Here is a 13,839-nt window from a genome sequence, read left to right as displayed (position 1 = left end):
ATATGCGTCTCGTCGGCTATGTGACCGGAGCCGCTGACCCGGCCGAGATTCGGGACCCGTCGGGTCAGCGGCTCCCCGCCTATATGGTGCCTTCGGCGGTGGTGGCGGCTTACGTCTCGGACATCTTCGCCCCGGTTGGTGCTCGGCATGGTGGGCAACGGCGTTTCCGCGCCGCGGTGCAGGAAGCCAAAATCGGCCCCGATAACGACATCTTGCAGATCGGCCCGTCGGTGATCGTCAAGTACGTGACCGACTTGCAACTGCTCGGGCTGCTCGAGCCACCGACCTGACGTCGCAGCCGCGGCGCGCTAGCGTGGCTGAGATGGCCGGCGAAGCGCAGCGCAGCTGGGAGTTCGTGGTGGCGCCGACGCGGATTGCGCCCGGCGTCACGTCGATGGTGGGTTATCGCGCGCTGGAGGTGCCCGAGACCGTGCATCGCGGTCTGCCGTCGTCGATGCTGACGTTCATCGTCAGCCTCGACGACGGGGTGGAGGCCGCACCCACCGCCGATGCGCTGGCGAGTTCTCGACCCAACCCGTTGGTCCTCGGTGGATTACACGTGCGGGCCAGCCGTGTGCGGCAGCGGCGTGCCCAAGCGGGCGTGCAGCTGGCGGTGCATCCTTTGGCGTCACGCGCACTGTTCGGTGTGCCCAGCGCCGAGCTGCCCGTCACCGCCTACGACGGCATCGATGTACTCGGCCGTCGCGCCATCGAACTCGCCGAGCGTGTCGCCGAAGCGCGTCAGTGGCCCAAGGTCTTCGCAACTGTGGCTGATTACCTCGTCGACGCCCGGCGCCGCCGCGACGATGTGACCGTGCGTCCCGAGGTCGCGTATGCCTGGCACCTGATGGAGCGCACTCAGGGACGAATTCCTTTGGGCGTGTTGGCAGATCGTGTCGGGGTGAGTGCCAGATGGATGAGTGCGCTGTTCCAGCGGGAGGTTGGCAGATCTCCAAAGACGGTGTCGATGCTCATGCGATTCCAGCACGCGACGGCCAGGATCGCGGCGTCGGCGCGTCGCAATGGCCGGGTCGACCTCGCCGCGGTCGCAGCCGATACCGGGTATTGGGACCAGGCCCACCTGACCCGCGAGTTCGGCCGGTTCGCCGGGGTGCCGCCGCGGGCCTGGCTGACCGAGGAGTTCCGAAACATACAAGACGGCGGACACTCGCCCGGTTCAGGATGGGACCATGACTACATCGAATCCGACCGTCTGGTTGACGCTGCAGGCACATAACGCTCTCAAGCTCATCGACTACTACGTCGACACGTTCGGCTTCGTCGTCGCGGCCCGATACGGCGACGGCGACAGGGTCGATCACGCCCAGCTGAATTGGCCGGAAGGCAGCGGTGGGATCATGCTGGGCAGCCACAAAGCCGGCGCGGACTGGTCGCGTGAACCGGGAACCGCCGGCGGCTACATCGTCACCGGCGATCCCGCTGCCCTCTACGAACGGGTGCTCTCACACGAGGCGGAGATCGTTCGCCCGCTCGCTAAAACCGATTACGGCGCAACAGAATTCGCCGTTCGCGATCCTGAAGGCAACTTGTGGTCATTCGGGGACTACGTGGGCGAACCAATGCCAAGCTGATCACCGAGACCTCCGCGCCTGACTACCATGACCGTAGAACTCGACGGTCCCGCCAGCACGGAGGAGTGCTCATCCGATGACAACAGCGCGCCTGCCTCGACTGCCACTCGCCGAAGCCAAGGCCGCCGCCGACGAAGCGGCCGTCCCCAACTACATGGCCGAGCTCAGCATCTTCCAAGTGCTGCTCAACCATCCGCCACTGGCCCGTGGCATCAACGACCTGCTGGCCACCATGCTCTGGCACGGGACGCTCGACTCGCGGCTACGCGAGCTGGTGATCATGCGGATCGGCTGGCTCACCGCCTGCGACTACGAATGGACACAGCACTGGCGGGTCGCATCCCGGCTCGGCGTTCCGGCCGACGACCTGCGGGGCGTGCGGGATTGGCCGAACCACGTGGGGTTCGGGCCCATCGAGCGGGCCGTGCTCGCGGCCACCGACGACGTGGTCCGCGACGGCGCGGTGAGCGCCGCGAGCTGGTCGGCATGCAAACGCGAATTCCAGGGTGACACAACGGTTCTCGTCGAACTGGTGACGGTCATCGGCGCCTGGCGGATGGTCGCGTCGATCCTGCAGAGCCTGGAGGTGCCGCTGGAGGAGGGCGTGTCGAGCTGGCCGCCGGACGGCCGGTCTCCCCGCTCTTAGCGCCGACGCGCACACCTGAGTTGCCCACGCGCCGTGGCCGATTGACTTAGCAGTCGATAACTCTTAGCGTCGGGCAATGAGAACCAGGGTGGCCGAGATGCTCGGTGTCGAATTCCCGATCTGCGCCTTCAGCCACTGCCGCGACGTGGTGGCAGCGGTGACCAATGCGGGCGGCTTCGGGATCTTGGGCGCCACCGCGCACAGCCCCCAACGCCTGCAGAGCGAGTTGACCTGGATCGAGGAACAGACCGGGGGCAAGCCCTACGGGGTCGACCTGTTGCTGCCGCCCAAATACGTCGGTGCCGAGCAAGGCGGCATCGACACCACGCAGGCCCGCACCCTGCTGCCCGACGAGCATCGCGCGTTCGTCGACGACCTCCTGGCCCGCTACGGCGTCTCCGCGACCGCCGAGGAGCCGCGCGCGTCGCTGGGTGGCCTGAACATCTCGCCCAGGACGTACGAGCCGCTGCTCGACGTCGCCTTCTCCAACAACATCCGGCTGATCGCCAGCGCGCTCGGCCCGCCCCCGGCGGACCTCGTCGAACGCGCGCACGACCGGGACGTGCTGGTGGCCGCGCTGGCCGGCACCACCCGGCACGCGCAACGGCACGCCGCCGCGGGTGTCGACCTGATCGTCGCGCAAGGCACCGAGGCGGGCGGGCACACCGGCGAGGTGGCGACCATGGTCCTGGTGCCCGAGGTCGTCGATGCGGTGGCGCCGGTGCCCGTGCTCGCCGCCGGCGGAATCGCCCGTGGGCGTCAGATCGCCGCGGCGCTGGCCCTGGGCGCCGAAGGCGTGTGGTGCGGCTCGGTGTGGCTGACCACCGAAGAGGCCGAGACGGTGCCCGTGGTCAAGGAGAAATTCCTGGCCGCCAGCTCGTCGGACACGGTGCGGTCGCGCTCGATGACGGGCAAGCCGGCGCGGATGCTGCGCACGGCCTGGACCGACGAGTGGGAGCGGCCGGAAAACCCTGATCCGCTGGGCATGCCGTTGCAGACCGCGCTGATCACCGAGCCGCAGGTGCGCATCAACCAGGCCGCCGCCCATCAGGGCGCCAAGGCGCGTGAGCTGGCGACCTACTTCGTCGGGCAGGTGGTGGGCTCGCTCGACCGGGTTCGCCCGACGCGTTCGGTGGTGCTGGACATGGTCGAGGAGTTCATCGACACCATCGGCCGGCTCGACGGCCTGGTGGAGAAGTGATTCGGGGGGGCCGGGCCAACCGCGCGAAATTGACGGATTCCTGACGGCTGGCGCGCGTATGCGCAGCTCAGCGGCGTGAACCTGACCGAATGCTGTGTGCGCCCCTAATGAATGCGTACAGAATCTCCGACACGCTATCCAGGGATTTGACCGCGTCATAGCCGTCGTGCATCATCGGTCGGGTAAGCACCTCGTTAGGTGAGGCGTCTACACGAATAGAGGCCACTGACCCCGAACGTCGAAAGACGCCCCGGGTCAGGACAGCTCCTCCCGGCTTAAGGGTTGAGCCCAGGTGGCTTCCGGAATTCCGGACACGTCGTGTGGTGCCGAATCTCTGACGAGTGGGGTGCGGATCCCCGACGGTCGTCGGGTTCTGCTCCTTTGCTGCGCATAGATTGCATGCGACCCGCGCATGCGTCGTGACCGCGAGGAGGTGAGGGACACATGAGTTCTAGCGACAGTCCGGACCGAAGTCCGAACTGTGTTTCGTCCCGATCCGGTCTCCGGCGCGACCTTCTCGGCTGAGTCGTCGCAACGCTAAGTGGTTATCGGCCAAGCGTTCTGAGATCGCACGGGATGGGACACGTCAGTCCAGTCAGTTCCCGTTGGATCTCCCCTCTAGGAGGCGATGATGACCGCAGTTTTCTACGACGAAGTGCTCACCGTAGCTCCCGCCCCCACGCTGACCGTGGTGCGCGACACCGACACGATCCCGGCTCCCGCTCAGGCTCCCGTGGCCAAGGCCCGCCGCGGGTCCGACAACGCACCGTTCGGCGCCGGGAGCGACCCGCTGGTCGACGGCGCCGCCCGTCTGCTGAGCGTCCCGCTGCGGCACGTGTACGCCGCGCTGTGGCGGGTTGGCGTCCTCGAAGTCCGGGCCTGAAAGCCGAACTTCGATGGACGTCGAGTACCTCCTGCTCCAAGGGGTCGCCTGGCCGCAGACGTAGTTCTGCGCCTTGGCGACCCCTTGGAGTGCACCCGGATTTGCGGGTCTTCGTAGAATCGATCTACTGGCGTCGATCCGGCCATCACCGGGGAGCCTTCGGAAGAACGGCCATCCTGGCTCAGTAGAACCGAACGGGTAGGCCCGTCACAGCCGTCATCGAGCGGCCACGCGAAAGCGCGGCAAGCGGGGTGGTACCGCGGCGCTCGCGCAGCCAGCGCGTCGTCGTCCCCGGTTTGCACCGTGGCACAGGAGACAACGCGCATCGTGACCGACACACCAGGCCCCGAAGCTGACCTCGAGACTCAGCCGGTGGACTCCGTCCAGGCCTACCCCAAGCTGGCCGGCGGAGCGCCCGACTTCCCGGCGCTCGAGCTCGAGGTGCTGGACTACTGGGCCCGCGACGACACCTTCCGGGCCAGCATCGCCCGCCGTGACGGCGCGCCGGAATACGTGTTTTACGACGGGCCGCCGTTCGCCAACGGGTTGCCGCATTACGGGCACCTGCTCACCGGATACGTCAAGGACATCGTCCCGCGCTACCGCACCATGCGCGGCTACAAGGTGGAGCGCCGCTTCGGCTGGGACACCCATGGGCTGCCGGCCGAACTCGAAGTCGAGCGCCAGCTGGGCATCACCGACAAGTCGCAGATCGACGACATGGGCATCGCCGCGTTCAACGACGCCTGCCGCGAATCGGTGCTGCGCTACACCGACGAGTGGCAGGCCTACGTCACCCGCCAGGCGCGCTGGGTCGACTTCGACAACGACTACAAGACGCTGGACCTGCCCTACATGGAGTCGGTGATCTGGGCGTTCAAACAGCTGTGGGACAAGGGCCTGGCCTACGAGGGCTATCGGGTGTTGCCCTACTGCTGGCGCGACGAAACCCCGCTGTCCAACCACGAATTGCGGATGGACGACGACGTGTACCAGAGCCGCCAGGACCCCGCACTGACGGTGGGATTCAGGGTGGTCGGCGGCCCGCTGGACGGGGCGCACCTGCTGGTGTGGACGACGACGCCGTGGACCCTGCCGTCCAACCTGGCCGTCGCCGTCAACCCCGACGTGACCTACGTCGAGGTCAGCGCCGAGGGCAGGCGTTTCGTCCTCGCGGAGCCGCGGCTGGGCGCCTACGCGCGCGAGTTGGGCTTCGAAAAAGGCGGTGCGCCCGAGATTTTGGCCACCTATCGCGGCGCCGACCTGCTCGGCACCCGCTACCTGCCGCCGTTCCCGTACTTCATGGATACGGACAACGCATTTCAGGTGCTGCCCGGTGAGTTCGTCACCACCGAGGACGGTACCGGCATCGTGCACATGGCGCCGGCCTACGGCGAGGACGACATGGCGACCACCGACAAGGTCGGCATCACCCCGGTCACGCCGGTCGATTCCAAGGGGCGCTTCGACGCCACCGTCCCGGATTACCAGGGGCAGCACGTCTTTGACGCCAACCCGCACATCATCCGCGACCTGAAGAACGGCAGCGGTCCGGTCGCGGCCAACGGCGCGGTGCTGCTGCGCCACGAAACCTACGAGCACCCCTACCCGCACTGCTGGCGCTGCCGCAACCCGCTGATCTATCGGGCGGTGTCCTCGTGGTTCGTCGCGGTCACCGAATTCCGGGACCGGATGGTCGAACTCAACCAGCAGATCACCTGGTACCCCGAACATGTCAAGGACGGCCAGTTCGGCAAGTGGCTGCAGGGCGCCCGCGACTGGTCGATCTCACGAAACCGCTACTGGGGCACCCCGATTCCGGTGTGGAAGTCCGACGACCCCGCCTACCCGCGGATCGACGCCTACGGCAGCCTCGACGAACTCGAACGCGACTTCGGGGTGCGGCCCACCAACCTGCACCGGCCCTTCATCGACGAGCTGACCCGGCCCAACCCCGACGACCCGACCGGGGCCAGCACGATGCGCCGCATCCCCGACGTCTTCGACGTGTGGTTCGACTCGGGATCGATGCCGTACGCGCAGGTGCATTTCCCGTTCGAGAACTCCGAGTGGTTCGACACCCACTACCCCGGGGACTTCATCGTCGAGTACATCGGGCAGACCCGCGGCTGGTTCTACACCCTCCACGTGCTGGCCACCGCGCTGTTCGACCGTCCCGCCTTCAAAACCTGTGTGGCGCATGGCATCGTGCTGGGATCCGACGGCCAGAAGATGAGCAAGTCGCTGCGCAACTATCCCGATGTCAGCGAGGTGTTCGACCGCGACGGCTCCGACGCCATGCGCTGGTTCCTGATGGCCTCGCCGATCCTGCGCGGGGGCAATCTCATCGTCACCGAGCAGGGCATCCGCGAGGGTGTGCGCCAGGTGCTGTTGCCGTTCTGGAACGCCTACAGCTTCCTGGCCCTCTACGCGCCCAAAGTCGGTACCTGGCGCACCGATTCGACGCAGGTGCTGGACCGCTACATCCTGGCCAAGCTCGCCGAGCTGCGCGACGACCTGACCCACGAGATGGACACCTGCGACATCTCGCGAGCCTGCGAGCAGCTGCGCCAGTTCACCGAGGCGCTGACGAACTGGTATGTGCGACGGTCGCGTTCCCGGTTCTGGGAGGAAGACGTCGACGCCATCGACACCTTGCACACCGTGCTGGAGGTGACGGCGCGGCTGGCCGCGCCGCTTCTTCCCTCGGTGACCGAGATCGTCTGGCGCGGCCTGACTTCTCAGCGGTCGGTGCACCTCACCGATTGGCCGCAGGCCGGCGACGTGCCCGCCGACCCCGACCTCGTCGCCGCAATGGATCAGGTGCGCGAGGTCTGCTCGGCCGCGTCGTCGTTGCGCAAGGCCAAGAAGCTACGGGTGCGGCTGCCGCTGCCGAAACTGACGGTGGCGGTGGATAATCCGGAGCGACTGGAGCCCTTCGCCGACCTGATCGCCGACGAGCTGAACGTCAAGAGCGTCGAGCTGACCGACGCGATCGACACCTACGGCCGCTTCGAACTCACCGTCAACGCGCGGGTGGCCGGGCCGCGGCTGGGCAAGGACGTGCAGGCGGCCATCAAGGCGGTCAAGGCAGGGGATGGCATCGTCAATCCGGACGGCACCCTGACCGCCGGACCCGCGGTGCTGCAACCCGAGGAATACAGCTCACGACTGGTCGCCGCGGACCCGGAATTCACCGCGGCGCTGCCCGATGGCGCCGGGCTGGTGGTGCTGGACGGCACGGTGACCCCGGAACTCGAGGCCGAGGGCTGGGCCAAGGACCGGATCCGCGAGCTGCAGGAGCTGCGCAAGTCGACGGGTTTGGATGTGTCCGACCGGATTTCGGTGGTGATGGCGGTGCCCGGCGAGCGGGCCGACTGGGCGCGCACCCACCGCGACCTCATCGCGGGCGAAATCCTGGCCACCAGTTTCGAATTCGGTGATCCGGCCGACGGCGCCGAGATCGGGGACGGCGTGCGGGTGAGCATCGCCAAGGCCTGAGCGGCCGCAACCGGGTCAGGCGCGAGATCGTAGCGCCCGATGGGCATGCGGCCAGAACGGCATGCCCACCACCACCGTCGCCCCGGTGGCGATCAAGCCGACTGCGACGTCGACGCTCTTGCGACCATCCGATGCCCAGTAGACGTCCTTGAGGTCCAACAGCAGCGCCAGCTCGTCGACGATCATGGCGTTCGCGGCGCCGTACGCCACCGCGGCCGCGGGATGCCGCCGTTGCTCTTCGCTTCCGCGCAGCCCCACGCCGGCCACCGTCGCCAGCATCCCGATGCCGATGTTGTAGTGGTGGAAGTGCTTGCCGCCCAACGACACACCGCCGCCGGAGGGTCCGTGGCCGGCGCGGATCCAGTGGGTGAGGCCGCGCAGGCTCGCGAAGGTGAGGGTGAACGACGCCCACGCCAGCACCGTGGTCTGCTCCCCGGGTTGCAGGCGTTCGTTCCATTGATGGCGCAGTCGCGCCCATCGCGTCGGGGGCGGCGCGCCCCCGTGCGGAACGGCCGCGTCGCCGGACCCCATGGCCATGACAAAACGTTAGTCCAACTGGCCCTTCGTGTGGGGCCCTAGCATCGAGCGTGTGGAGTCGCGGTGGGTGCTGCACCTGGACATGGACGCGTTCTTCGCCTCCGTCGAGCAACTGACCCGCCCGACGCTGCGCGGGCGCCCGGTGCTGGTCGGCGGTGTGGGCGGGCGCGGCGTGGTGGCCGGGGCCAGCTACGAGGCGCGCGTGTTCGGGGCGCGCTCGGCCATGCCCATGCATCAGGCCCGCCGGCTGGTCGGGGTGAGTGCGGTGGTGCTGCCGCCGCGCGGCGTGGTGTACGGGCTGGCCAGCAGGCGCGTCTTCGACACCATCCGCGCCGTGGTGCCCGTGGTCGAGCAGTTGTCCTTCGACGAGGGATTCGGCGAGCCCGCGCAGCTCGCCGGGGCGTCCGCCGAGGCCGTCGAGGCGTTCTGCGAGGACCTGCGGCGACGGGTCCGCGACGACACCGGCCTGATCGCCTCGGTGGGCGCCGGCTCCGGCAAGCAGATCGCCAAGATCGCCTCCGGGCTGGCCAAGCCCGACGGGGTTCGGGTGGTGCGCCGCGCCGAGGAACCGCTGTTGTTCGGCGGGCTGCCGGTGCGCCGGCTGTGGGGGATCGGCCCGGTCGCCGAGGAGAGGCTGCATCGCCTCGGCATCGAGACCATCGGCGAGCTGGCCGCGCTGACCGAGGCCGAGGCGGCCAACATTCTGGGCGCCACGATCGGGCCTGCGCTGCACCGGCTCGCCCGCGGGATCGACGACCGCCCGGTCGCCGAGCGCGCCGAGGCCAAGCAGATCAGCTCCGAATCGACCTTCGCCGCCGACCTGACCAGCCTGGAGCAGTTGCGTGAGGCCATCGAGCCGATCGCCGAGCACGCCCATCACCGCCTGCTGCGCGACGGCCGCGGCGCGCGCACCGTCACCGTCAAGCTGAAGAAATCCGACATGAGCACGCTGACCCGGTCCGCGACGCTGCCCTATGCCACCACCGAGGTCGCCGCGCTGGTGGGCATGGCCCGCCGGCTACTGCTCGATCCGCGCGAGATCGGGCCCATTCGCCTTCTCGGCGTGGGCTTTTCGGGGCTGAGTGACGTGCGCCAGGAATCGCTGTTTCCGGACTTGGATCTGGCGGCGCCGCAACCGGATTCACCGGCGGTGGAGACCGCGACCGAGACCATGTATGGGCCCGGACCCCAGACAGCAGAGGCTGCCGGGTGGCGGGTCGGCGACGACGTCGCCCACCGCGAACTCGGGCACGGCTGGGTGCAGGGCGCGGGCCACGGCGTGGTCACGGCGCGCTTCGAAACCCGCAGCTCCGGCCCCGGTCCCGCCCGGACGTTTCCCGCCGACGGCGGTGACCTGGTGCGCGCCAACCCGATCGATTCCCTGGACTGGCCCGATTACGCCGGGGGGCTGCAGGCCGATGCGCTGTCAGCCCCACCGGGCGACGACGTCGGCGACCGGTAGCTGCGCGGCCAGCGCGGCGATCAGCAGGACGCGCGCCTGAGGCGGTCGCAGCCGCTTCACCATCACCGCCCCGGCCGCCGCCATGTCATGGCCGGGGCCGTAGCTGGCGCCGACCCGCCCGCCGGGGACCCGGGTGGACACCGCCACGGCGACCCCGTCGCCGCAGTGCCGGCGCACCGCGTCGACCACCGCGGGTCCGGCGTTTCCCGAACCCAGCGCCTCGAGCACCAGGCCTCGCGCCCCGGCGGCCACGCACGCATCGAGGGCCACCGCGTCGCTGCCCAGGTATGCGGCGACGATGTCGACGCGCGGCGCGTCGGCGGCCCGCAGATCGCCGATATAGGGGCGGGTCTTCGGGCCGTCGAGGGTCACGTCGCCGGCCACGGCGCCCAGCAGCCGGCCGGTGAAGCCGCTCAGGTCCTCGGTGGCCACCTTGCTCATGCCCAGCGGTTGCAGCACCCGGCCGGCGAAACACAGCACCACGCCCAGGTCGCGGGCGGCCGGGCTGGCCGCCACCGCCAGGGCGTCACGCACATTCGCCGGGCCGTCCGCGTCGGGGGCGTCGGCGCTGCGCATGGCGCCGGTCAGCACGACCGGGGCCCGGCCCGCGTAGGTGAGATCGAGCCACAGCGCGCTCTCCTCCATGGTGTCGGTGCCGTGCAGCACCACCACACCGTCGGCCCCGCCGTCGACCGCGGCCGTCACCGCGTCGCGGATCCGGTCCCAATCGGCCAGCGTCAGCTCCGAGCTGTCGACCGCCAGCAGGTCGACGACGTCGACATCGTGTTCGTCGCGGAAGGGCGCCGTCAGGTCCGACCCGCTGTACGAGGGTCGGTGCACCCCGTCGACGCCGGTGCCGGTCGATATCGTGCCTCCGGTGGCGATCACGGTGAGGCGGGCCATGGTGGCATCATTGCGCATCGCCGCTGCGCGAACATGGCTAGCCTGCGTGGGGCAGTAGGGGATGATGGGGAAGTGCCTGAAGAACCAACGAAATCGACTGAGCCGGTGACCTCAGCCGAAGAGCCTGGTGAGGCCGCCCCGGTCGAGCGGGACGCGGAGCCCGAAACCGCCGCCGCGCCCGAGCCCGCCCCACGGCGGCTGCGGTTGTTGCTGTCGATCGCGGCGATAGTCCTGGCCCTCGATGTCGTCACCAAGGTGCTTGCCGTCAAACTGCTGCCGCCCGGCCAGCCGGTGCCGATCATCGGCGACACGGTGACCTGGACCTTGGTGCGCAATTCGGGTGCGGCCTTCTCGATGGCGACCGGATACACCTGGGTGCTGACGCTGATCGCGACCGGTGTGGTGGTCGGCATCTTCTGGATGGGGCGCCGGCTGGTGTCGCTCTGGTGGGCGGTGGGCCTGGGCATGATCCTCGGCGGCGCGATGGGCAACCTGGTCGATCGCTTCTTCCGCGCCCCCGGACCGCTGCGCGGGCACGTCGTGGACTTCCTGTCGGTCGGCTGGTGGCCCGTGTTCAACGTTGCCGATCCCTCGGTGGTCGGCGGGGCCATCCTGCTGGTGGTGCTGTCGATCTTCGGGTTCGACTTCGACTCGGTGGGCCGGCGCACCGGGGCCGCCCGGCGCAAGGACGAGGACGACGCCCAGGACAGCGCGGGTGAGTGACCGCTCAATGCCCGTCCCGGAGGGACTGGCGGGCATGCGTGTCGACGCCGGGCTGGCCCGCCTGCTGGGGTTGTCGCGCAGCGCGGCGGCCGCGCTCGCCGAGGACGGCGGCGTCGAACTCGACGGCGTCCAGGCCGGCAAGTCCGACCGGCTGACCGGCGGCGCCTGGTTGCAGGTGCGGCTGCCCGAGGCACCCGCGCCGCTGCAGAACACGCCGGTCGACATCGAGGGCATGACGATCCTGTACTCCGATGACGACATCGTCGCGGTCGACAAACCCGCGGCGGTGGCCGCGCACGCGTCGGTCGGCTGGACCGGGCCCACGGTGCTCGGCGGCCTGGCCGCCGCCGGCTACCGGATCACCACCTCGGGGGTGCCCGAGCGGCAGGGGATTGTGCACCGCCTCGACGTCGGCACGTCCGGGGTGATGGTGGTGGCGCTGTCCGAGCGCGCCTACACCCTGCTCAAGCGGGCGTTCAAACAGCGCACCGTCGACAAGCGCTATCACGCGCTGGTGCAAGGACATCCGGACCCGTCCAGCGGGACCATCGACGCGCCGATCGGGCGTCATCGCGGCGGCGAGTGGAAGTTCGCGGTCACCAAGGACGGCCGGCACAGCCTCACCCACTACGACACCGTGGAGGCCTTCGTCGCCGCCAGCCTGCTCGACGTGCACCTGGAAACCGGCCGCACGCATCAGATTCGGGTGCATTTCTCCGCGCTGCATCACCCGTGCTGCGGTGACCTCGTCTACGGCGCCGACCCCAAGCTCGCGAAAAAGCTTGGGCTGGAACGCCAATGGCTGCATGCCCGCTCGCTGTCGTTCGCCCATCCGGCCGACGGCAGGCGGATCGAGATCGTCAGCCCCTACCCGCCCGACCTGCAACACGCGCTGGACGTGTTGCGCGACGAGGGCTGACTCAGGCGGGCTTGCGGGCCTCGACGAGCACCCGCGTCGGGTAAGTGACGAACGGCCCGTCGGCCTCGATGCGCTCGTGAAGTTCGCGTAGCCGGTCCCGATAGCGCTGCACACTGAAGTCGGGCACCGTCCAGATCACCTTGCGCAGGAAGTACACGACGGCGCCGATATCGAAGAACTCGGCGCGCATCCGCTCCATCCGCAGATCGACGATCTCGAGGCCGGCGGCCTCGGCCTGCGCGCGCACGGTGTCCGGGTGGAACTCGGCCCACTTCTCCGGCTGCGGCCCGATGAAGTACTCGACCAGCTCACCCATGGTGGCCGGGCCGATGTGCTGCGCGAAGTAGGTGCCGCCGGGCCGGAGCACCCGGCGGATCTCGGTCCACCAGACCGAGATCGGGTGACGTGTGGTCACCAGGTCGAACGCGTCGTCGGCGAACGGCAGCGGCGGCTCGTCGCGGGTCGCGACGACCACCACGCCGAGCACGTGCAGGCGCCGGGTGGCCAGCGCCGCGTTCGGCGGCCACGTCTCGATGGCCGCCATGGTCGGCGGGAAGGGTGCCGCGCCGGACAGCACCTCCCCGCCGCCGGTGTGAATGTCCAGCGCGGCCGACACCGTCGCCAACCGCCCCCGGAGCAGCCGCTGGTAGCCCCACGACGGGCGTTCCTCGGTGGCCCGGCCGTCCAGCCACGAAAAGTCCCAGCCCTCGACCGGGGCGGCCTCCGCCTCGGCGATCAGGTCGTCAAATGTTCGCCGCATGTCAGGCATGCTAGGCGGCGAACCTGGCCCGCGACATGCCCAGATTGCCACCGTGGTCGTGCTGGAGCCGCACTCGCAGCCCGCACGGCAATCTCGGCGCGCGGCCCGCCTGAAACAGTCAGACCCGGACCCTGCCGGCGTCGCCCGTGGCGATCTCGGGGGCCAGCGGCGCGATCGCGCCGAGTATCTCGGTGACCGTCTCCGAAGGCACCCCGGCGGCGGCCAGCGCGTCGGCCAAATGCCCGGCCACCAAACCGAAGTGGTGCATGGTGATCCCGCGGCCCTGGTGCACCTGCTTCATCGGGGCGCCGGTGTAGGGCTCCGGGCCGCCCAGGGCGGCGGCGAAGAATTCCACCTGTTTGCCCTTGAGACGGTTCATGTTCGTACCGGTGAAGAAGCCGGACAGTTCATCGTCGGCAAGCACGCGAACGTAGAAGTCCTCGACCACGACTTCGATCGCCTCGTGCCCACCGATCCGGTCGTAGATGGGGGCCGGTGCGGCCTTGCGGAAGCGCGCCAGAATTTTCATAAGAAGGATTGGAACATTCCGGCGTTGCTCGTCAGTTAGTGCGCGATCACGCCCGGATTGCGCTGTGTAACAAGCGGATTGCCCACAGCTGGCGGCCGTTTCGGGCGAACCGTGAGACCCGGCGTCGCGTTACATGACGGCAATCTGCATCGAGGTGAGGGACTGATGTCATAGGTTGGCTTA

At 69.0% G+C, this 13,839-nt stretch carries 13 protein-coding genes, 1 pseudogene and 1 riboswitch; of the genes and pseudogenes, 10 read left to right on the top strand and 4 right to left on the bottom strand.

What is annotated here, in order from left to right:
• Positions 1-161 precede the first annotated feature (161 nt).
• The 7 genes and pseudogenes from A5760_RS27740 to ileS all read left to right on the top strand — a co-directional run.
• Positions 162-290 (top strand): annotated as a pseudogene (locus tag A5760_RS27740) (hypothetical protein); the annotation flags it as partial.
• Positions 291-394: 104 nt separating this feature from the next.
• Positions 395-1,237: a helix-turn-helix domain-containing protein gene (locus A5760_RS04375; protein WP_064878053.1), complete on the top strand. Its 843-nt coding sequence runs from the start codon at positions 395-397 to the stop codon at positions 1,235-1,237.
• Positions 1,191-1,592: a VOC family protein gene (locus A5760_RS04370; RefSeq protein ID WP_064878035.1), complete on the top strand. Its 402-nt coding sequence runs from the start codon at positions 1,191-1,193 to the stop codon at positions 1,590-1,592. Before A5760_RS04375 ends, A5760_RS04370 begins: the two co-directional genes overlap by 47 nt.
• A gap of 76 nt (positions 1,593-1,668) precedes the next feature.
• Positions 1,669-2,238: a carboxymuconolactone decarboxylase family protein gene (locus tag A5760_RS04365; RefSeq protein ID WP_064878034.1), complete on the top strand. Its 570-nt coding sequence runs from the start codon at positions 1,669-1,671 to the stop codon at positions 2,236-2,238.
• Between the two features lie 76 nt (positions 2,239-2,314).
• Positions 2,315-3,439 (top strand): NAD(P)H-dependent flavin oxidoreductase, encoded by a 1,125-nt coding sequence (locus A5760_RS04360; RefSeq protein ID WP_064878033.1) that lies wholly within the window; start codon positions 2,315-2,317, stop codon positions 3,437-3,439.
• A gap of 183 nt (positions 3,440-3,622) precedes the next feature.
• Positions 3,623-3,792: riboswitch (M-box (ykoK) riboswitch) on the top strand.
• Positions 3,793-4,070: 278 nt separating this feature from the next.
• Positions 4,071-4,322, top strand: coding sequence for an Rv1535 family protein (locus A5760_RS04355; protein ID WP_064878051.1), 252 nt, complete (start codon positions 4,071-4,073; stop codon positions 4,320-4,322).
• Positions 4,323-4,694: 372 nt separating this feature from the next.
• A complete protein-coding gene (ileS, locus tag A5760_RS04350; RefSeq protein ID WP_064878048.1) occupies positions 4,695-7,823 on the top strand; it encodes an isoleucine--tRNA ligase in 3,129 nt (1,042 codons plus the stop codon).
• A gap of 15 nt (positions 7,824-7,838) precedes the next feature.
• Here ileS and A5760_RS04345 read toward each other — a convergent pair whose 3' ends face one another.
• Entirely contained in the window at positions 7,839-8,360 is a 522-nt protein-coding gene (locus A5760_RS04345) for a hypothetical protein (RefSeq protein ID WP_196771980.1), read from the bottom strand.
• 67 nt (positions 8,361-8,427) lie between these two features.
• On the opposite strand from A5760_RS04345, the gene A5760_RS04340 reads away from it, so the two are divergent.
• Positions 8,428-9,822, top strand: a complete 1,395-nt coding sequence (locus tag A5760_RS04340; protein ID WP_196771981.1) for a DNA polymerase IV — start codon at positions 8,428-8,430, stop codon at positions 9,820-9,822.
• On the opposite strand, the gene A5760_RS04335 is transcribed toward A5760_RS04340, so the two are convergent.
• Positions 9,787-10,743, bottom strand: coding sequence for an asparaginase (locus A5760_RS04335; protein WP_064878029.1), 957 nt, complete (start codon positions 10,741-10,743; stop codon positions 9,787-9,789). The genes A5760_RS04340 and A5760_RS04335 overlap by 36 nt on opposite strands.
• Positions 10,744-10,797: 54 nt before the next feature.
• Between A5760_RS04335 and lspA the strand changes: the two genes are divergently transcribed.
• Complete coding sequence (lspA, locus tag A5760_RS04330; protein ID WP_064878027.1) at positions 10,798-11,448, top strand: signal peptidase II; 651 nt, start codon at positions 10,798-10,800, stop codon at positions 11,446-11,448.
• Complete coding sequence (locus tag A5760_RS04325) at positions 11,441-12,367, top strand: RluA family pseudouridine synthase (protein ID WP_064878025.1); 927 nt, start codon at positions 11,441-11,443, stop codon at positions 12,365-12,367. Before lspA ends, A5760_RS04325 begins: the two co-directional genes overlap by 8 nt.
• Before the next feature lies 1 nt (position 12,368).
• Here the strand turns inward: A5760_RS04325 and A5760_RS04320 are convergent, their stop codons facing one another.
• Both A5760_RS04320 and A5760_RS04315 read right to left on the bottom strand, forming a co-directional pair.
• Positions 12,369-13,127 carry a class I SAM-dependent methyltransferase gene (locus tag A5760_RS04320; protein WP_064878023.1) on the bottom strand — a complete coding sequence of 253 codons (759 nt, stop codon included), beginning with the start codon at positions 13,125-13,127 and terminating at the stop codon, positions 12,369-12,371.
• A 118-nt stretch (positions 13,128-13,245) separates the two neighbouring features.
• The gene (locus A5760_RS04315) at positions 13,246-13,656 is read right to left on the bottom strand and encodes a group I truncated hemoglobin (RefSeq protein WP_064878021.1); all 411 of its coding nucleotides are present in this window, start codon (positions 13,654-13,656) and stop codon (positions 13,246-13,248) included.
• Positions 13,657-13,839: the final 183 nt, after the last annotated feature.

Origin of the sequence: Mycobacterium colombiense, assembly GCF_001665835.1 — a bacterium.
GTDB classification, from domain to species: Bacteria; Actinomycetota; Actinomycetes; order Mycobacteriales; family Mycobacteriaceae; genus Mycobacterium; species Mycobacterium colombiense_A.
This window is presented reverse-complemented; position numbering and strand designations above follow the sequence as displayed.